The sequence below is a fragment of the Pseudomonas sp. efr-133-TYG-23 genome (assembly GCF_030209215.1).
In the GTDB taxonomy this organism is placed as follows: domain Bacteria; phylum Pseudomonadota; class Gammaproteobacteria; order Pseudomonadales; family Pseudomonadaceae; genus Aquipseudomonas; species Aquipseudomonas rhodesiae.
On sequence record NZ_JARVSL010000030.1, the window covers coordinates 68,558 to 86,510 of the forward strand.

Sequence of the window (17,953 nt, forward strand, 5' to 3'; positions counted from 1 at the left end):
CGAACTTAGGAGAAGCCTGCATGAGTCTGCAAGGTAAAGTTGCACTGGTTACCGGCGCAAGCCGTGGCATTGGTCAGGCGATCGCCCTGGAACTGGGCCGTCAGGGCGCCGTCGTGATCGGCACCGCCACTTCCGCTTCGGGCGCCGAGCGTATTGCCGCGACCCTGAAGGAAAACGGCGTTCAGGGCACTGGCCTTGAACTGAACGTGACCAGCGATGAGTCCGTGGCTGCCGTATTGGCCGAGATCACTGCACAGTTCGGCGCCCCGTCGATCCTGGTAAACAACGCCGGTATCACCCGCGACAACCTGATGATGCGCATGAAAGACGACGAGTGGTACGACGTGGTCGATACCAACTTGAACAGTCTGTTCCGCCTGTCCAAGGGCGTTTTGCGCGGCATGACCAAGGCGCGCTGGGGCCGAATTATCAATATTGGCTCCGTAGTGGGTGCCATGGGCAACGCAGGCCAAGTAAACTACGCAGCCGCCAAGGCCGGCCTGGAAGGTTTCAGCCGCGCACTGGCGCGTGAAGTCGGTTCGCGCTCGATTACGGTCAACTCGGTGGCCCCAGGGTTCATCGACACCGATATGACACGCGAACTGCCGGAAGCACAGCGTGAAGCCTTGCTGACGCAGATTCCGCTGGGCCGTCTGGGCCAGGCTCAAGAGATCGCGAATGTGGTCACTTTCCTGGCATCTGACGGTGCGGCATACGTGACTGGGGCTACAATCCCGGTGAACGGCGGGATGTACATGAGTTAAATTGTGACGGATCGCTTCAAAAAAATGTCATACGAGCTGTCTAAAATCCGTTATAAAGCTGCAACTTAATTTATAGGCAGAGGGTCGTTCGGGGTACAGGGTGAAGCTTTCAGTTGAAAAGCTGAAAAGGCTTTCTATACACTTACCCACTGGCCAGCTGCCTGAATTTGTCCATTAGGAGTGAAAACAAGGTATGAGCACCATCGAAGAGCGCGTCAAGAAAATCGTTGCCGAGCAACTGGGTGTTAAAGAAGAAGAAGTGACCAACAGCGCTTCCTTCGTTGAAGACCTGGGTGCCGACTCCCTTGACACCGTTGAGCTGGTGATGGCTCTGGAAGAGGAATTCGAGACCGAAATCCCGGACGAAGAAGCTGAAAAAATCACTACTGTTCAAGCTGCTATCGACTACGTTACTGCCCACCAGGCGTAATAGTTTGTAGTCGTCGCTTGCTGTCAGGGAAAAACCGCACTGCTGTAACGGCGTGCGGTTTTTTCTTTAGCTCCAATGAAAAGTGAGCGCTGAAGCAAAGTGTCGTCATCAAGAAAAAGGAGAGTGCTGTGTCGCGTAGACGCGTCGTAGTCACCGGTATGGGTATGTTGTCGCCACTGGGTACAGATGTGCCGAGCAGTTGGCAGGGCATTCTGGCTGGCCGCAGTGGTATTGGTCTGATCGAACACACAGACCTTTCTGCCTATTCCACCCGTTTTGGCGGCTCGGTAAAGGGGTTCAATGTCGAGGAATATCTCTCGATCAAAGAGTCCCGCAAACTCGACCTGTTCATTCAATACGGTTTGGCTGCTGGTTTTCAGGCAGTGCGTAATGCTGGCTTGGAAGTCACTGACGCCAACCGTGAGCGTATCGGCGTAGCCATGGGTTCGGGCATTGGCGGTTTGACCAATATCGAAGAAACCAGCCGCACGCTGCATGAGACGGGCCCACGTCGGATTTCGCCGTTCTTCGTGCCAGGCTCGATCATCAATATGATTTCCGGCTTCCTGTCCATCCACCTGGGCGCACAGGGACCCAACTACGCAATTGCCACGGCCTGCACCACGGGCACCCACTGCATCGGCATGGCTGCGCGCAACATTGCCTATGACGAGGCGGACGTGATGATTGCCGGCGGCGCCGAAATGGCCGCCTGCGGCCTTGGCATGGGTGGCTTCGGTGCCTCTCGTGCGCTGTCGACCCGCAACGACGAGCCGACCCGCGCCAGCCGTCCCTGGGACAAGGGCCGTGATGGCTTCGTGCTGTCCGACGGTGCCGGTGCCTTGGTATTGGAAGAGTTGGAACACGCCAAGGCGCGTGGTGCCACCATCTATGCCGAACTGATTGGCTTTGGCATGAGTGGTGACGCCTACCACATGACTTCGCCACCGTCCGATGGTGCTGGCGCCGCGCGCTGCATCACCAATGCGTTGCGTGATGCAAAGGTCAATGCCGACCAGGTGCAGTACATCAATGCTCATGGTACCTCGACCCCGACCGGCGACCTGGCGGAAGCCGAGGCCATCAAGTCGGTGTTCGGCGAGCACGCCTATAAGCTGGCGGTCAGCTCCACCAAGTCCATGACCGGTCACCTCTTGGGTGCGGCGGGCGCGGTTGAGGCGATCTTCAGCGTGATGGCCATCAAGGATCAGGTCGCACCGCCGACCATCAACCTGGATGAGCCGGACGAAGGCTGCGACCTGAACTTCGTGCCTCACGAAGCCCAGCCGATGCCGATCGATGTGGCCATCTCCAACTCGTTTGGCTTTGGTGGCACCAACGGCTCCCTGGTGTTCCGCCGGTTCGCCGAGTGATGCATTGCTGGGTCGACGGTCAGCCAGCGGACACCGTGCCCCTGAAAGACCGGGGCCTGGCATACGGCGATGGTCTATTCGAGACCATTGCCGTCAAGGCCGGGCGGCCCGTGTTGCTCGACCGACATCTGCAGCGCCTGGAAGAGGGTTGCCGGCGCCTCGCTTTAAAGGTCGACCACCGCCTTGTGCGCAATGAAGTGCTGGCCTACGCCGCCGGCCTCGGCGAAGGCGTTCTCAAGTTGATTCTCACCCGTGGCGACAGCCTGCGCGGTTACGGCATGAACCCCGACGCAGCGGTGCGTCGCATTGTGCAGGGCAGCCCGCCCGCCTCCTATCCCCTGGCCCACGGAATCGACGGCATTCGTCTGTTTCCGTGTGCCACCCGTCTGGCCGAGCAACCGCTGTTGGCCGGGCTCAAACACCTCAATCGGCTGGAACAGGTGATTGCCCGTGCCGAGTGGCAGGACGTCGAGCATGCCGAAGGCTTGATGCTGGATATGTCCGAACGTGTCATCGAAGGCGTGTTCAGTAATTTATTTATCGTAAGCAACGGTTTGTTACTAACCGCCGATCTGAAGCGTTGCGGGGTTGCTGGCGTCATGCGTGCTGAGATTCTGGCTCAGGCCGAAGCGCTGGGCGTCCCGGTGGCCGTGGCCGACATCAATGTCGAGCAGTTACGGCAGGCGGACGAAGTCTTTGTCTGCAACAGCGTTTATGGCATTTGGCCGGTGCGTGAGTGCGCGGCGATGAGCTGGTCGGTTGGCCCGCTCACCCGTAAACTGCAGGGCATTGTTCGCGCCTTATTGGATATTTGAGTTGATACGAAAACTGGTTGTACTGCTGCTGATCGGTCTGTTTTCCGCCGGTTTGCTGTTGGGCTTTTCTGCCTGGAAACTCGACTCTGCCCTCAAGCAGCCCTTGAAGCTGACCCAGGAGCAATTGCTTGATGTACCGGCCGGGGCAACCCCCACCGGTACCTTCAATCGCCTCGAAGCCGACGGCGTGCTCGACGACGCCTTCTGGTTGCGCCTTTACTGGCGCTTGAACCTGGATGGCCAACCGCTGCACAGCGGTGAATATCGCATGACCCCCGGCATGACTGCCCAGGGGCTGATCGGTTTGTGGCAGCGTGGCGAAGTGGTGCAATACAGCCTCACGTTGGTGGAAGGCTGGAACTTTCGCCAGGTGCGGGCGGCGTTGGCCAAGCACGAAAAAATCGTGCAGACCTTGGCGGGCCTGCCTGACAGCGATGTCATGGATAAGCTCGGTCATCCTGGTGTGTTCCCCGAAGGGCGATTCTTTCCCGATACCTACCGCTTTGTGCGGGGCATGACTGACGTCGAATTCCTGAAAAAAGCCTATAACCGCTTGGACGATGTCCTGGCTCAGGAGTGGAGCAAGCGCGCCGCCGATGCGCCATACACCGATCCTTACCAGGCGCTGATCATGGCGTCTTTGGTGGAGAAGGAAACCGGCATACCGGAAGAGCGCGGTCAGATTGCCGGTGTGTTTGTGCGCCGCTTGAAGATCGGCATGTTGCTGCAGACCGATCCCACGGTGATCTATGGCCTGGGCGAGCGCTACAACGGCAAATTGACCCGCGCCCATCTCAAGGAAGCCAACCCGTACAACACTTACATGGTGGCCGGGTTGCCGCCGACACCGATCGCCATGGTCGGTCGTGAGGCGATCCATGCGGCGTTGAACCCCGCACCGGGCAGCAGCCTGTATTTTGTCGCGCGTGGCGATGGCAGCCATATTTTCTCGGATGATCTGGATGCGCATAATGCGGCCGTGCGCGAGTTTCAGCTCAAGCGTCGGGCCGATTACCGCTCCAGCCCGGCACCGGTGGTGAAGTCGCCGGAAGAGGCAGCGCCTCCGGCCGAGGCGGTGCCGGATACCGCCGCGCCTCAAAGCCCGCAATGACTCTGACTAAGGACCGCCTGTGACTGGCTTGTTTATTACCCTGGAAGGCCCGGAAGGCGCCGGCAAAAGCACCAACCGCGACTACTTGGCCGAGCGCTTGCGCGCCGAAGGCATCGAGGTGGTGTTGACCCGTGAGCCTGGCGGTACGCCTCTGGCCGAACGCATCCGTGAAGTGCTGTTGGCCCCGGGCGAAGAACAGATGAATCCGGACACCGAGCTGCTGCTGGTGTTCGCCGCCCGCGCCCAGCACCTTGCCGAAGTGATCCGTCCGGCCCTGGCCCGCGGCGCCGTGGTGATCTGCGATCGTTTCACCGATTCGACCTACGCCTACCAGGGCGGGGGACGCGGCTTACCCCTGGAGCGCATCGCCACGCTGGAAACCTTTGTACAGGGCAGCCTGCGCCCGGACCTGACCCTGTTGTTCGATCTGCCGGTGGAAGTGGGCATGGCGCGCGCCAGTGCCCGTGGCCGTCTGGACCGTTTCGAGCTGGAAGGCCAGGTGTTCTTCGACGCCGTGCGTCGCGCTTTCCTCGCGCGCGCCAAGGCTGAACCTGCGCGCTATCACCTGCTGGATGCGGCGCAACCGTTGGCCAATGTGCAACAGGCCATCGATGCGCTGTTGCCCGCGCTGCTGGAGCGCGCCCGTGGCTGAAGCCTACCCCTGGCAGGACAGCCTTTGGCAGCAGTTGGCCGGACGTGCCCAGCATGCCCATGCCTATTTGCTGCATGGGCCGGCAGGCATCGGTAAGCGCCATCTGGCCGAGCGCTTGATGGCCAGTCTGTTGTGCCAACGGCCGGTCAACCTGGAGGCTTGCGGCGAATGCAAATCCTGCTTGTTGCTCAAGGCGGGCAGCCATCCGGATAACTACCTGCTCGAACCGGAAGAGGCCGACAAGGCGATCAAGGTCGATCAGGTGCGCGATCTGGTCAGCTTCGTGGTGCAGACCGCGCAGATGGGCGGGCGCAAAGTGGTGCTGATCGAGCCGGTGGAGGCGATGAACATCAATGCCGCCAACGCCCTGCTCAAAAGCCTCGAAGAGCCTTCCGGCGACACTGTTCTGTTGTTGGTGAGTCACCAGTCCAGCCGCTTGTTGCCCACCATTCGCAGCCGTTGCGTGCAGCAGGCTTGCCCTCTGCCAAGCGAGGCGATGAGTGTGCAATGGCTGGCGCAGGCCCTGCCGGATTGCTCCGCTGAGGAGCGCGTGGAGTTGCTGACCCTGGCGGCCGGCTCGCCACTGGCGGCCGTCAAGCTGCAGGCCCAAGGCGTGCGTGAGCAGCGGGCCCTGGTGGTCGATGGAGTGAAGAAACTGCTCAAGCAGGAGCTGTCCGCCACTCAGTTGGCCGAGACGGCCTGGAAGGATATCCCTCTGCTGCTGTTGTTCGACTGGTTCTGCGACTGGTCCAGCCTGATCCTGCGCTACCAACTGACCCAGGACGAAACCGGCCTGGGTCTGCCGGATATGCGCAAAGTGGTGCAGTACCTCGCGCAGAAAAGCCCCCAGGCCAAGGTGCTGACTATCCAAGACTGGATCCTTGCCCAGCGCCAGAAAGTCCTCGGCAAAGCCAACCTCAACCGTGTGCTGCTGCTTGAAGCGCTGCTGGTGCAATGGGTTGGCCTGCTCGGGCGCCGTTGATCCTTCGATGGCCGACGAGTGTATCGTTGGTCAGACATTTACCGTGACTTAAGTCGTACCTTCTTATGCTCGTAGATTCCCATTGCCACCTTGACCGCCTTGATCTCGCCCAGCACGCCGGGTCCCTTGACGCTGCGCTTGAAGCGGCGCGCCAGCGCGGGGTAGGGCATTTCCTGTGCATCGGCGTCAGCGCCGAAAACGCCGCTGATGTCAAAGCCCTCGCCGAGCGCTACGCCGATGTGGATTGTTCGGTGGGTATCCACCCGCTGGACCTCCAGCCTGGTGAAGCGCCAGCGCTCGATTGGCTGCTGGCTGAGCTCAATCACCCACGCGTGGTGGCCATTGGCGAGACCGGCCTGGATTACCACTACGAGCCCGAAGCCGCCGAGTTGCAGCAGGCGTCCTTCCGTCTGCACCTGCAAGCCGCCCAGCAGACCGGTAAACCGGTGATCGTCCATACCCGTGGCGCCCGTGCCGACACATTGACGCTGCTGCGCGAGGCCGCCTTGCCCCAGGCCGGTGTGCTGCATTGCTTCACAGAGGACTGGGACATGGCCAAGGCCGCCCTGGACCTGGGTTTCTATATCTCCTTGTCGGGGATTGTCACGTTCCGCAATGCCGATGCCCTGCGCGACGTGGCGCGACAAGTACCGGCCGACCGTCTGCTGGTGGAAACCGACTCGCCATATCTGGCCCCTATCCCCCATCGCGGCAAGCCGAACCTGCCGGAGTACGTACGCGATGTGGCGGATTACCTGGCAATGCTGCGCGGCGTGCCCTACGAGCGGTTCGCCGAGCAGACCACCGAGAACTTCAAACGCCTGTTCCCGTTGGCTCATGTCGCCGCTTGAGGGACCAAATCCCAGGCAAAAAAAACCCGGGTTCTGGGGGGTGAATCCGGGCTAAGACCATTAGGAGTAAACAAGAGTACGCAGTCCGTCGGTACCCAGATCGGCGTTTCACTTGGGGGAGATGTCACGCCGACAGTTGAAGTATTGATCAGTATCCGATTCAGTCCAGTCGCCCCTGATCGTTTTTTAAACAGATTTGGAATACGTGCGCTTCAGTTGAGTTCTCACCGACGCCATGGGCATGGGTGGATGTTGCGTATTATTTCTGACTGATAACCGCTGATTCGTTGGCATGTTGTCATTAAAGTGCAGGGTGGGTTCACATAGGCGTTGCCCAACGACCGTTCAGTCGGGATAATCCCTCGCATCGGGTAAATCGTATCGCCACGTATCCGTGGCCTTGCATGGCCCTCCCTCTACCGACCTCTGCAGACCTCTTCCTCATGCACAAAGAACCCCGTAAGGTCCGTGAGTTTCGCCGCCGAGAGCAGGAAATTCTCGACACCGCGCTCAAGTTGTTCCTCGAACAAGGTGAAGACAGCGTCACCGTCGAGATGATTGCGGATGCCGTGGGTATCGGCAAAGGCACCATCTACAAACATTTCAAATCCAAGGCCGAGATCTACCTGCGCCTGATGCTCGACTACGAGCGCGATTTGAACGAGTTGCTGCATTCGGCCGACGTGGACAAGGACAAGGAAGCCCTGTCCCGCGCCTACTTCGAATTCCGTATGCGTGACCCCCAGCGCTACCGCCTGTTCGACCGACTGGAAGAGAAGGTGGTCAAAGGCCATCAGGTCCCGGAAATGGTCGAGGAGCTGCATAAGATCCGCGCCTCGAACTTCGAACGCCTGACTCTGCTTATCAAAGGCCGTATCAGCGAAGGCAAGCTGGAGGATGTACCGCCGTATTTCCACTATTGCGCCGCCTGGGCGTTGGTGCATGGCGCCGTGGCGCTGTATCACTCGCCGTTCTGGAGCAATGTGCTGGAAGATCAGGAAGGGTTCTTCCAGTTCCTGATGGATATCGGTGTGCGTATGGGCAACAAGCGCAAGCACAGTGCCGAACCGGCGCTTGAAGCCACGCCCGCCACTCAAGATTAGCTGCCAGGCGCAGTAACCCAGGAATATACTCAGGCAAGGATCTTGCTAAAAGCTGATTTATAGGTCAGCTTTTAGTGCGCCCGAATTATCCTCTGCCGGAGTGTTCCATGATCGTTGATCGTCAAGGCAGGCGTTTTCGCAATTTGCGGATCAGCCTGACCTCAGCCTGCAATTACGCGTGTACCTACTGCGTGCCTGATGGCAAGCGGCTGGTGGCTGCCCAGGACGAACTCTCGGCCGAGGCCATGGCCCGTGGCGTGGCGTACCTGATTGAAGCGGCCGGCATCGAGCGTTTACGCATCACTGGCGGTGAGCCGCTGGTCAGTCCCAAGCTGGAAGTGTTCCTCGGTGCCGTGGGCCAGCTTGGGCTGAGCGATATCAGCCTGACCACCAATGGCCAACTGCTTGCTCGCAAATTGCCGCTGCTGGTGGATGCCGGCATCCGGCGTATCAACGTCTCCCTCGATACCCTGGACGCCGGCGCGTTCCGCAGCATTGCCCGTGGCGGCGACCTGGCCACCGTGCTCGATGGCATGGATCAGGCTCGCGCCGCCGGGCTCAAGATCAAGGTCAATATGGTGCCATTGCGCGGCCAGAACCTGGATCAGGTGATGCCGCTGCTCGATTACTGTCTGGAGCGCGGCTACGAGTTGCGCTTTATCGAGTTGATGCGCATGGGCCACCTGGCCAAGGATTCCAATGCCTTTCTGCAGCAGTTCGTCAGCCTGCAACAACTGTTGAGCCTGATCGGCGAACGCTACGAATACTTGCAGGCCAATGCCCCCGTGGACGCCACGGCGGTGCGCTATGAAGTGCCGGGCAAAGGCCATTTCGGCGTGATCGCCAACGAAAGCGTGCCGTTCTGCCGTACTTGCTCGCGGTTGCGGCTGTCGTCCACCGGTTGGTTGCATGGCTGTCTATCGTCGAGCAACCGCCACTATGTCGGCGACTTGCTCGACAAGCCCCGTCATCAGGCGCTGCCGGCCTTGCAGGGTTTGTTGATGAAAGCCCTGGGTGATAAGCAGGAAGTGGCATTCTCCGGCGGCGCAACCATCATGAAAATCATCGGCGGCTAACGCCGCATGTGTGCAGCTGCCCTGGCCCAGATTCTGCATCTCGTGCCCATTCGCCGGTTTTCCGTCACCGGCTTCTGGAGGAATAGGATGCGTAGTCTGGTTTTGTTGCTGGCGTCGTTGACGCTGAGTGGTTGCATGACCGTCAGCGATATGGCCGAAGGCACCCGCTATCAGATGAGTGACGCCGGGTTGCTGGATCACAGCGACACTCGCCGCACGGCGTCGATTCGTGTGCAGCCGGATTCCTTTATTTTTATCGCCCAGGGCGCGTTTGTGCCGCCGGGCAGTGCCTATCCGCGTCCGAACGTGGTGGCTGAGGAAGCCTTCAATGGTTTCGTCGAATATTTCCCCATGGTACGTCGCGCCCGGCAACCTGAAGGCCTTGAGCAAGCCATGGCCGAAGCCCGTGCGGCGGGCGCTCATTACCTGCTGTACTGCCGCTTCGCCAAGGCCGACGACCGTATCGGTAACGCCGATGAATGGGCCGATCAAGAGGCGCTCGACCGCGTTGGCCTGGACAGCGGCGTTATTCAGATCATGTTGATCGAGACCAGCACCCAGTATTTGATTGATACTGCACGTATTCGCAGTCGTGGCGGTTTACTGACATTCCACGACAATAAGCCACAAGACCTGATTGCCCGTCCCCTGGCGCAGTACGCACGCAGCTTGCTGGGTATGAGTGATCAATAGGTCCGGCGCATCCTCAAGGGAGAACCCATGACCGATTCCGCCAAGGCCAACGATCTGTTGGCGCAACTGCCCAAAGGCAAGGGCCCGGCACCGGTGCATCTGTGGAACCCGGATTTCTGCGGCAATATCGATATGCGCATCGCCCGCGACGGCACTTGGTTTTACCAAGGCACGCCGATCGGGCGAAAGCCGATGGTCAAATTGTTCTCCAATATCATTCGCCGCGATGGCGATGATTACTTTCTGGTTACCCCGGTGGAAAAGGTCGGGATCGTGGTCGACGACGCGCCGTTCGTTGCGGTGACATTGGAGGTGGAAGGCGAGGGCGAAAGTCAGCGGCTGCGCTTGACCACCAACGTCGACGAGCAGATCGAGGCGGGTCTCGAACATCCCCTACGGGTGGTGATTGACCCGGTCACCGAAGAGCCATCGCCTTATCTGCGCGTGCGCGCCAACCTCGAAGCCCTGGTGCATCGCAACGTGTTCTATCAACTGGTCGAGTTGGCGGTGAGTCGTCCGATCAACGGGCGAAATTGGCTGGGTGTATGGAGCGGCGGGGAGTTTTTCCCGATTGGCCTGGAGCCCTGAGGCCGGTTTTTACCAGGCCCTGACATAATTCGCTTGCCGCTCACCGGGCCTTTCGGTTATCAATTTGTACATGATTAGACATGTGCGATTCGATAAGAAAAAACGCGTCGTCGACGAACTCATCCGCCGCATTGAAGGTGGCATGATGGCCGACGGTTTCCTGCTGCCGGGCGAGCACCAATTGGCCGAAGAGTTCGGGGTCAGCCGAGGCACCTTGCGCGAGGCTCTGGCCGAGCTGAAGCGCCGCAACTACATCGCCACCCAGAGCGGGGTCGGCTCCATTGTCACCTTTGACGGCATGGTGCTCGATCAAGCCAGCGGCTGGGCGCAGGCCTTGGCCGATACGGGGGCGTTGATCACCACTGACGTCCTGCGCCTGGAAGCGGTAACCCGCCCGGACTTGCTCAACCGCTTCGGCAGCGATCAGTTCATCGCCCTCGACCGGCGCCGTCGGACCACCGATGGCACTGCCGTGTCCCTGGAACGCTCGTTGATGCCCGCCGCTGGCAGTCTTGAGAGCCTGCCCCGGGTCGGCCTGATCGACAATTCTCTGACCATTACCCTGGCGGCCTATGGCTATGTCGGCGCTGATGGCGACCAGTGGATCGGTGCCGAGCCATTGAGCGACGAAGACGCCGAGCTGCTGGGGCGCCCAGTCGGCACGGTGTTTTTGAAGGCGTCGCGAACCACTTTCGACCGTCGCGGACGTTTTATGGAGTACGTCGAAAGCGTGCTTGACCCTGTGCACTTTCGCCTGCACCTGCAATTCGGAACCGCCAAATGACCCCGCATAATCGCGCCCTCGGCGCCTTTTACGGCTTGGCCCTGGGCGATGCCCTCGGCATGCCGACCCAATCCCTCAACCGCGAGCAGGTACGCGCGCGGTTCGGCGCGATCACAACGCTGGTCGATGCCCACGCCGACCAACCCATCGCCCCCAACATGCCCGCCGGCTCGGTGACCGACGACACCGAGCAAGCGATTCTGGTGGGCGAGTTGTTGGTGCAAGGCCAGGGCACGATCGAGCCTGCGGTCCTCGCCCAGCGCCTGATCGACTGGGAAGCGAGCATGCGCGCCAAGGGCTCCCAGGACTTGCTCGGTCCCTCCACCAAGCGCGCGATCGACATGATCCTCGCCGGCCATACTCCAGAGGAATCCGGGCGTTATGGCACCACCAACGGCGCGGCCATGCGTATCACGCCGGTGGGCATTGCCGCCGATGTCAACGATTCGGTTCGATTTGTCCAGTCGGTGATCCAGGCGTGCCAAGTCACCCACAACACGACCCTGGGCATCTCCAGCGCGGCAGCGGTGGCGGCGGTGGTTTCGGCCGGTATCAACGGCGTGGATCTAGGCGAAGCGTTAAGCATCGGCACCCAGATTGCCCAACAAACCGAGAGCCATGGCCATTGGGTGGCGGGTGGGCGGATTTCCACGCGCATCAGTTGGGCCCGCACCTTGAGCGTTGGCAGCGGCGATACCGCGCTGTTCGCTGACCTGTTGTATGAGTTGATCGGCACCTCCGTGGCCTCCCAGGAGTCGGTGGTGGTGTCGTTCGCCCTGGCGCAGCGGGTGGCGGTGGGTGAGCTGACGGCGCTGGACGCGTTGTGCCTGGCCGCCAGCCTCGGCGGCGATACCGACACCATCGCAGCGATGCTGGGCGCCATGCTTGGCGCTTGTTTGGGCATGCAGTGCTGGCCACCAGCGATGATCGAGCAGGTCAAACGGGTCAATGGGCTGGATTTGCAACCCTTGGTCCAGGGGCTGCTCGCCTTGCGTTAAGCGCGCGTTGCGACGTGCGTTGCTGAACACAGTCAGGATGACGGGTTAACCCTTTAACTATTTGCCATCACCACAACAAATACAGGCATCAGGAGCAGCACCATGAGCAGCACGTCTGCCGGCCAAAACGCCGGGCAATTGGAAACACGCGGTATCGAACCGGTCCCCGAAGCGGAGTGCAATGGTCACCCGCTGCAGCTGTTCTGGGTGTGGTTTGCCGCCAATATCAGCATCCTCGGCCTGCCGCTGGGTGCCACGTTGGTGGCGTTTCGCGGCTTGGCGATCTGGCAGGCGGTGATCGTGGCGATCCTCGGCGCCGCCGGTTCCTTTGCTGTGGTGGGCATCATCTCCATCGCCGGCCGACGCGGCCGCGCCCCCAGCCTGACGCTGTCGCGCGCCATCTTCGGCGTGCGCGGTAATATCGGTCCGACTTTGGTTTCGCTGATGTCGCGCCTGGGCTGGGAAACCGTCAACACCACTACCGCTGCGTTTGTGCTGCTGTCGCTGTGCTCAATCCTGTTCGGCTCGGCGGTCGAGGCCAAAAGCGCGCCGGTGCTGACCCTGATCTTTATCGGCATTTTCGTGCTGCTGACCCTGGCGGTCTCCGGTCTGGGCCATGCCACTTTGTTGGTGATCCAGAAATGGGCCACTTACGTGTTTGGCGCGCTGAATATCCTAGTGGGTGGTTTTCTCTGCGCCACCATCGACTGGAACGCCGTGTTCAATGCCACGCCGGCACCCCTGAGCGCGATGATCATCGGCATTGGCACCATGGCGGCCGGTACCGGTATCGGCTGGGCCAACGCCGGTGCCGATATGTCGCGTTACCAGCACCGCAGCGTCAAGGCCGCGCGACTGGTTGCGTCCGCCGCCTTTGGCGCGGGCATTCCGCTGGTGCTGTTGATCACCCTGGGCGGCCTGTTGTCGGTGGGCAATAACGACCTGGCGGCGGCCACGGACCCGATCATCGCGATCCGCGACATGCTGCCCACCTGGATGGCGGTGCCGTACCTGATCACGGCGTTCGGGGGGCTGTTGCTGTCGAATAACCTGTCGGTGTATTCGGCGGGGCTGACCACCCTGACCCTCGGTTTGAAGGTCAAGCGCGTACATGCGGTGATCGTCGATATCGTGGCGATCTTTGCCGGTTCGATTTACTTCATGCTGATTGCCGACAGTTTCTACGGCCCGTTTATTACCTTCATTTCGCTGCTGGCGGTGCCGATTACCGCCTGGGTCGGCATCTTCGTGGTCGACTTGATCCACCGTCACTACTACAGCGCCCAGGATCTGCTGGACGTCAGCCCCAGCAGCGCCTACTGGTATCGCGGCGGTGTGGAATGGCGCGCATTCGGCGCGTGGGCCGTGGCGATCGTGCTGGGTTTCAGCTTTACCACCATCGGCACTACCGCTGACAACATATGGTTTGCCGGGCCGTTGTCCGACTCCTGGCTGGGCCATAACGGCCTGGGTTGGATTGTCACGTTCTTGGTCGCGGGTGGGATCTACGCCGTGCTGGGTGGTGCATCTGATCGACGCCCGGCGCTGGTTGAGGGCGCGCATGTCTAGATTGCTGCACACGGGGCAGGTCATCGTCGACCTGGTCATGGCCCTCGATACATTGCCTGCCACGGGGGGCGACGTACTGGCCCAATCGGCCAGTTTCGAAACCGGCGGCGGCTTCAATGTGATGGCCGCCGCGCGACGCAACGGCATGCCGGTGGTGTACTTGGGGCGCCATGGCACCGGGCGCTTCGGCGATCTGGCCCGTGCGGCGATGCAGGCGGACGGCATCGACATGGCCCTGGCACCGAGCAGTGGCAAGGACACAGGCCTATGCGTGGCCCTGACCGAGGCGTCCACGGAGCGCACTTTTATCTCGCGCCTTGGGGCAGAGGGGGAACTGAGCGCCGAAGATTTGGCCAGCGTGGTGCCATTTGCCGATGACTACGTGTATGTCAGCGGCTACAGCCTGCTGCTGGAAGGCAAGGCCCAGCCGCTGATCGACTGGCTGCTGGCCTTACCGCGGACCATCGCGGTGGTGTTCGATCCGGGGCCGCTGGCCAAGGGGCCGAATTCGGCACTGATGGTTGCCTTGCTGCCGCGCATCGATATCTGGACCAGCAACGGGCCAGAAGCACTGGCATTCACCGGGGCGGCGGATATTGCGCAGGCGTTGACCGACCTCGCTCTGCACTTACCCGCTGACACGCTGTTGGTGGTACGGGATGGTCCGAATGGCTGCTGGGTAGGGCGTGGGGCTCAGATCGAACATGTGCCTGGGTTCATGGTGCAGGCGGTGGATAGCAATGGCGCTGGGGACGCGCACGCGGGGGTGATGATTGCCGGTCTGGCCCAAGGCCTCGAACCGGTGGAATCGGCGCGCCGTGCAAATGCGGCGGCGGCGTTGGCGGTGACGCGCTGGGGCCCGGCCACTGCGCCGACCGGTGCTGAAGTCGACGCCTTCTTCAAACCATGACAACCAACGGTGGCAGGACGCGGACGTCCTCCCACCGCTGCCAAGGCAGGGTCAACCTGCCTTCTTCAACGCTTCGATCAGCTGATCCTTACGCATGCTCGAACGCCCGCGGATATCTTTCGCCCGGGCTTCTTTGAGCAGGCTTTCCTTGGTCTGGGTGCTTAAGGACACGCGGCTGTTGCGCGGATGCCCTTCACGGCTGGCGGCAGCCCGCTTGGCCGAGTCATGACGATCCTGGGCATTCTTCGCCGGTGCCTTGCGCTGACCCGAGCCGCCGGCCTTTTCGCCCCCGCCAGACTGCTTGTTGACGGTGGCCCACGCACGGGCTTCGGCTTCGGATTTGGGCACGCCTTTGTCCTCGTAACTCTGTTCGATACGGGAGGCTTTACGCTTCTGTGCGGCGGTGTATTTGGCTTTGCTTCCAAGAGGCATTGCGATACTCCTACTGGCCCTGTCGCCAGGGCCAGACCAGACAAAATGAATTACTGAAGGTCGGCACTTTCCAGCTTGCGCGCCTCATCGACACCCGACGCGGTCAGCTTGATCGGCAGGTTCAAGGCATATTCACCGGCAGCGTCGGTGGTCACGTGACCGTCCTTGATAAGTCCACGGTCTTGAAGGAACGCCAAGGCACTGGCGACTACTTTCTCGCCGCGGTAGTTGTCGAGCACCTCCTTGCCCAAACCATGGGGATGGGCGTGCAACAGGCGGGTGAGGACTTCTCTCTCAAGGTTCTTATCGACGTTCATGCGTACCTCTTCATGGGGAAATGATCGGGTGTTCGTCTCGCGTGCGATGAATCAAGGTGCAGGTTGCTTCGGCGCACCCGGCAGGTTCGAGTCGTCGCCTTTGTTGATCTTCGGCTCGTTCACCGACGGGCCCATCTTGCCGTTACCCACCGCAGCCGGTGCCTGGCGTTGGGTGTCATGGCCTTGAGTGTGCGGGTCGGCGGCGTTGGTGTTATCGATCACCGCGCCGCCATTGGTGTCCAGGCCCGTGCCCATGGACTTCTGCGACTCGGTGGTGGCGTCCGGGTTGGTCGGGCCGGTGGATGAGGTCGCGGCGAAGCTGCTCAGGGAAACCGCGGACAGCAGACCGGCGAGGGCGAGGGCAGCACATTTGGAATGGTTCATGAGGGTGTCTCCTTATGATTAATGTCCTTACCCTTTGTTGGTCAGCCGACGTTTATTGATCGTGCCTCGATGGCGACGAACGGTATCAAGTTGCCTGTAAAAATTTGTGTGTCAGCGCATTGGGCCACATCGACGCCACCTCGTAGCCCATAAAATTGCGCTGCAATCAGTCATCAAAGCGCCTTAGTATGTGGGCTTTGACATTGCCAAGGCTCGCCCATGACCATCGAGATTCGTCCCGCCGTGCCCAGTGACGCTGCGCAGATCCTGACTTTTATCACCGAGCTTGCGGAGTACGAAAAAGCCCGGCATGAAGTGATCGCCAGTGTGGTGGACATTGAACGTAGCCTGTTCAGCGAGGGCGCCACCGCCCATGGTCTGATTTGCTTGCGGGACGGCGTGCCCATCGGTTTTGCAGTGTTCTTCTTCAGCTACTCCACCTGGCTGGGCAGTAACTGCCTGTACCTCGAAGACCTCTACATCAACCCGGAACAACGTGGCGGCGGGGCGGGCAAGAAGTTGTTGCGCCATTTGGCCAAGATCGCGTTCGACAATGGCTGCGGGCGCTTTGAGTGGAGCGTGCTGGACTGGAACGAGCCGGCGATTGCCTTCTACAAATCCATTGGCGCACAGCCGCAGGAAGAGTGGGTGCGGTACCGCATGGAAGGCGATGCGTTGCGTGACTTCGCCTTGGGTTGAGGCTGAAAGTCGTTCTATTACTTGATCAATTACCGGCATGGATGTGCCGGTTTTTTTACATTTTTTCTCACAATATGGGATGTAAATTTATATATTGAGATGTTTCAGGTTCTAGGTTTATAGTCGGCGGCATCAGCACTCACTACCAAAAATAAAACAGGTGAAGCGATGCAGGCACATCCGTTGTCGTTGCCCAGGGTGCCCGAGCCTACTTACGGCGAGCGTCTCAAAGGCAAGGTGGTCGTGATCACCGGTGCCGCCCAAGGCATTGGCGAGGCGATCGTCGCGTGCTTTCAAGCCCAGCAGGCGCAGTTGGTGATCGGCGATATCCAGGGCGACAAGGTCGAGGCCGTTGCCGCTCACTGGCGCGAACGCGGCGCCCAGATCCATGCACTCCCTATCGATATCACCGCCAAGGAACAGTGGCAGGCGCTGGTCAACCTGGCCATCGAGCGCTTCGGGCGTGTGGATGTGCTGGTCAATTGCGCAGGGGTCAATGTGTTCCGCGACCCGCTGGAAATGACCGACGAAGACTGGCGCCGCTGCTTCGCCATCGATCTCGACGGTGCCTGGTTCGGCTGTCGCACGGTGTTGCCGCACATGATCGAGCGGGGCATCGGCAATATCATCAACATCGCCTCCACCCATTCCAGCCACATCATTCCCGGGTGCTTTCCGTACCCGGTAGCCAAACATGGCCTGCTCGGCCTGACCCGCGCGCTGGGCATCGAATACGCGCCCAAAGGCATCCGCGTGAATGCGATTGCGCCGGGCTATATCGAAACCCAGCTGAATGTCGATTACTGGAACGGTTTCCCCGACCCCCACGCCGAACGCCAGCGCGCCTTCGACCTGCACCCGCCCAAGCGCATCGGCCAACCGGTCGAGGTGGCGATGACGGCGCTGTTCCTGGCCACCGACGAAGCGCCTTTTATCAATGCCACCTGCCTGATGATCGATGGCGGGCGGTCTGTGATGTACCACGACTAGAACCTGCCGCTCTCCAATAACAACAAGAGGTGCCGTTCATGAAAAAAGCCTTACGTGTTCTCGCTACCGCCGTGGCGTTCAGCAGCCTCAGCTCCTTCGCCCTGGCTGCGGATACAGTCAAAATCGGCTTCCTGGTCAAACAAGCCGAAGAACCCTGGTTCCAGACCGAGTGGGCCTTCGCTGAAAAAGCCGCCAAGGACAAGGGGTTTGAGTTGATCAAGATCGCCGTGCCCGACGGCGAGAAAACCCTCTCGGCCATCGACAGCCTGGCCGCCAACGGCGCCAAGGGTTTTGTGATCTGCCCGCCGGATGTGTCCCTCGGCCCGGCGATTGTGGCCAAGGCCAAGCTCAACGATATGAAAGTCATGGCGGTGGACGACCGTTTCGTCGACGCCAAGGGCAAGTTTATGGAAGACGTGCCGTACCTGGGCA

Annotated in this window: 22 protein-coding genes; 19 read left to right on the forward strand and 3 right to left on the reverse strand. The window is 60.6% G+C overall.

Going from position 1 to position 17,953, the window contains the following annotated elements; all coding sequences use genetic code 11:
- Window positions 1-20 precede the first annotated feature (20 nt).
- From fabG to QRN41_RS20760, 16 genes are all read left to right on the forward strand, one after another.
- Window positions 21-764 carry a 3-oxoacyl-ACP reductase FabG gene (gene fabG, locus QRN41_RS20685; protein WP_034139026.1) on the forward strand — a complete coding sequence of 248 codons (744 nt, stop codon included), beginning with the start codon at window positions 21-23 and terminating at the stop codon, window positions 762-764.
- Between the two features lie 193 nt (window positions 765-957).
- A complete protein-coding gene (gene acpP, locus QRN41_RS20690; protein WP_016973676.1) occupies window positions 958-1,194 on the forward strand; it encodes an acyl carrier protein in 237 nt (78 codons plus the stop codon).
- Window positions 1,195-1,322: 128 nt separating this feature from the next.
- Window positions 1,323-2,567, forward strand: coding sequence for a beta-ketoacyl-ACP synthase II (fabF, locus tag QRN41_RS20695; protein ID WP_034099890.1), 1,245 nt, complete (start codon window positions 1,323-1,325; stop codon window positions 2,565-2,567).
- The gene (pabC, locus tag QRN41_RS20700) at window positions 2,567-3,382 is read left to right on the forward strand and encodes an aminodeoxychorismate lyase (RefSeq protein ID WP_167418090.1); all 816 of its coding nucleotides are present in this window, start codon (window positions 2,567-2,569) and stop codon (window positions 3,380-3,382) included. The genes fabF and pabC overlap by 1 nt, the downstream gene beginning before the upstream one ends.
- Before the next feature lies 1 nt (window position 3,383).
- Entirely contained in the window at window positions 3,384-4,493 is a 1,110-nt protein-coding gene (mltG, locus tag QRN41_RS20705) for an endolytic transglycosylase MltG (RefSeq protein ID WP_123478789.1), read from the forward strand.
- 19 nt (window positions 4,494-4,512) lie between these two features.
- Complete coding sequence (gene tmk, locus QRN41_RS20710; protein WP_094066822.1) at window positions 4,513-5,145, forward strand: dTMP kinase; 633 nt, start codon at window positions 4,513-4,515, stop codon at window positions 5,143-5,145.
- A complete protein-coding gene (locus QRN41_RS20715; RefSeq protein ID WP_285422073.1) occupies window positions 5,138-6,127 on the forward strand; it encodes a DNA polymerase III subunit delta' in 990 nt (329 codons plus the stop codon). Before tmk ends, QRN41_RS20715 begins: the two co-directional genes overlap by 8 nt.
- 65 nt (window positions 6,128-6,192) lie before the next feature.
- Window positions 6,193-6,978 carry a TatD family hydrolase gene (locus QRN41_RS20720; RefSeq protein ID WP_285422074.1) on the forward strand — a complete coding sequence of 262 codons (786 nt, stop codon included), beginning with the start codon at window positions 6,193-6,195 and terminating at the stop codon, window positions 6,976-6,978.
- A gap of 443 nt (window positions 6,979-7,421) precedes the next feature.
- The gene (locus QRN41_RS20725; protein WP_034139021.1) at window positions 7,422-8,081 is read left to right on the forward strand and encodes a TetR/AcrR family transcriptional regulator; all 660 of its coding nucleotides are present in this window, start codon (window positions 7,422-7,424) and stop codon (window positions 8,079-8,081) included.
- A gap of 107 nt (window positions 8,082-8,188) precedes the next feature.
- On the forward strand, window positions 8,189-9,157 hold the full coding sequence (locus QRN41_RS20730) for a GTP 3',8-cyclase MoaA (protein WP_094066823.1): 969 nt from the start codon (window positions 8,189-8,191) through the stop codon (window positions 9,155-9,157).
- Between the two features lie 87 nt (window positions 9,158-9,244).
- Window positions 9,245-9,850: a DUF4823 domain-containing protein gene (locus tag QRN41_RS20735; protein ID WP_034139019.1), complete on the forward strand. Its 606-nt coding sequence runs from the start codon at window positions 9,245-9,247 to the stop codon at window positions 9,848-9,850.
- Between the two features lie 27 nt (window positions 9,851-9,877).
- A complete protein-coding gene (locus QRN41_RS20740) occupies window positions 9,878-10,438 on the forward strand; it encodes a DUF1285 domain-containing protein (protein WP_034099882.1) in 561 nt (186 codons plus the stop codon).
- Window positions 10,439-10,508: 70 nt separating this feature from the next.
- Window positions 10,509-11,222: a GntR family transcriptional regulator gene (locus tag QRN41_RS20745; RefSeq protein WP_034139017.1), complete on the forward strand. Its 714-nt coding sequence runs from the start codon at window positions 10,509-10,511 to the stop codon at window positions 11,220-11,222.
- On the forward strand, window positions 11,219-12,220 hold the full coding sequence (locus tag QRN41_RS20750) for an ADP-ribosylglycohydrolase family protein (protein WP_034139016.1): 1,002 nt from the start codon (window positions 11,219-11,221) through the stop codon (window positions 12,218-12,220). The genes QRN41_RS20745 and QRN41_RS20750 overlap by 4 nt, the downstream gene beginning before the upstream one ends.
- A gap of 102 nt (window positions 12,221-12,322) precedes the next feature.
- Window positions 12,323-13,789: a purine-cytosine permease family protein gene (locus tag QRN41_RS20755; RefSeq protein ID WP_167418085.1), complete on the forward strand. Its 1,467-nt coding sequence runs from the start codon at window positions 12,323-12,325 to the stop codon at window positions 13,787-13,789.
- On the forward strand, window positions 13,782-14,699 hold the full coding sequence (locus QRN41_RS20760; protein ID WP_285422075.1) for a PfkB family carbohydrate kinase: 918 nt from the start codon (window positions 13,782-13,784) through the stop codon (window positions 14,697-14,699). Before QRN41_RS20755 ends, QRN41_RS20760 begins: the two co-directional genes overlap by 8 nt.
- 51 nt (window positions 14,700-14,750) lie before the next feature.
- Here QRN41_RS20760 and QRN41_RS20765 read toward each other — a convergent pair whose 3' ends face one another.
- From QRN41_RS20765 to QRN41_RS20775, 3 genes are read right to left on the reverse strand one after another with little or no spacing between them, the layout of a single operon-like run.
- Window positions 14,751-15,131, reverse strand: coding sequence for a termination factor Rho (locus tag QRN41_RS20765; RefSeq protein WP_285422076.1), 381 nt, complete (start codon window positions 15,129-15,131; stop codon window positions 14,751-14,753).
- Between the two features lie 50 nt (window positions 15,132-15,181).
- On the reverse strand, window positions 15,182-15,448 hold the full coding sequence (locus tag QRN41_RS20770; protein WP_285422077.1) for a hypothetical protein: 267 nt from the start codon (window positions 15,446-15,448) through the stop codon (window positions 15,182-15,184).
- Between the two features lie 51 nt (window positions 15,449-15,499).
- A complete protein-coding gene (locus tag QRN41_RS20775; protein ID WP_034139012.1) occupies window positions 15,500-15,832 on the reverse strand; it encodes a hypothetical protein in 333 nt (110 codons plus the stop codon).
- A gap of 219 nt (window positions 15,833-16,051) precedes the next feature.
- On the opposite strand from QRN41_RS20775, the gene QRN41_RS20780 reads away from it, so the two are divergent.
- The 3 genes from QRN41_RS20780 to QRN41_RS20790 form a co-directional block, all read left to right on the forward strand.
- On the forward strand, window positions 16,052-16,531 hold the full coding sequence (locus QRN41_RS20780; protein ID WP_034139011.1) for a GNAT family N-acetyltransferase: 480 nt from the start codon (window positions 16,052-16,054) through the stop codon (window positions 16,529-16,531).
- 168 nt (window positions 16,532-16,699) lie between these two features.
- Window positions 16,700-17,521, forward strand: coding sequence for an SDR family oxidoreductase (locus QRN41_RS20785; protein WP_285422078.1), 822 nt, complete (start codon window positions 16,700-16,702; stop codon window positions 17,519-17,521).
- Window positions 17,522-17,559: 38 nt separating this feature from the next.
- The coding region (locus QRN41_RS20790; protein WP_285422079.1) for a substrate-binding domain-containing protein at window positions 17,560-17,953 on the forward strand (394 nt) is incomplete at its 3' end.

Coding starts and splice junctions, on each gene's coding strand:
- pabC (WP_167418090.1), top strand. CDS start 2,567: ATGCATTGCTGGGTCGACGGTCAGCCAGCGGACACCGTGCCCCTGAAA.
- QRN41_RS20765 (WP_285422076.1), bottom strand. CDS start 15,131: ATGCCTCTTGGAAGCAAAGCCAAATACACCGCCGCACAGAAGCGTAAA.
- QRN41_RS20755 (WP_167418085.1), top strand. CDS start 12,323: ATGAGCAGCACGTCTGCCGGCCAAAACGCCGGGCAATTGGAAACACGC.
- QRN41_RS20775 (WP_034139012.1), bottom strand. CDS start 15,832: ATGAACCATTCCAAATGTGCTGCCCTCGCCCTCGCCGGTCTGCTGTCC.
- acpP (WP_016973676.1), top strand. CDS start 958: ATGAGCACCATCGAAGAGCGCGTCAAGAAAATCGTTGCCGAGCAACTG.
- QRN41_RS20720 (WP_285422074.1), top strand. CDS start 6,193: ATGCTCGTAGATTCCCATTGCCACCTTGACCGCCTTGATCTCGCCCAG.
- QRN41_RS20730 (WP_094066823.1), top strand. CDS start 8,189: ATGATCGTTGATCGTCAAGGCAGGCGTTTTCGCAATTTGCGGATCAGC.
- QRN41_RS20760 (WP_285422075.1), top strand. CDS start 13,782: ATGTCTAGATTGCTGCACACGGGGCAGGTCATCGTCGACCTGGTCATG.
- QRN41_RS20750 (WP_034139016.1), top strand. CDS start 11,219: ATGACCCCGCATAATCGCGCCCTCGGCGCCTTTTACGGCTTGGCCCTG.
- QRN41_RS20725 (WP_034139021.1), top strand. CDS start 7,422: ATGCACAAAGAACCCCGTAAGGTCCGTGAGTTTCGCCGCCGAGAGCAG.
- QRN41_RS20745 (WP_034139017.1), top strand. CDS start 10,509: ATGATTAGACATGTGCGATTCGATAAGAAAAAACGCGTCGTCGACGAA.
- QRN41_RS20770 (WP_285422077.1), bottom strand. CDS start 15,448: ATGAACGTCGATAAGAACCTTGAGAGAGAAGTCCTCACCCGCCTGTTG.
- QRN41_RS20785 (WP_285422078.1), top strand. CDS start 16,700: ATGCAGGCACATCCGTTGTCGTTGCCCAGGGTGCCCGAGCCTACTTAC.
- fabG (WP_034139026.1), top strand. CDS start 21: ATGAGTCTGCAAGGTAAAGTTGCACTGGTTACCGGCGCAAGCCGTGGC.
- QRN41_RS20740 (WP_034099882.1), top strand. CDS start 9,878: ATGACCGATTCCGCCAAGGCCAACGATCTGTTGGCGCAACTGCCCAAA.
- QRN41_RS20780 (WP_034139011.1), top strand. CDS start 16,052: ATGACCATCGAGATTCGTCCCGCCGTGCCCAGTGACGCTGCGCAGATC.
- QRN41_RS20735 (WP_034139019.1), top strand. CDS start 9,245: ATGCGTAGTCTGGTTTTGTTGCTGGCGTCGTTGACGCTGAGTGGTTGC.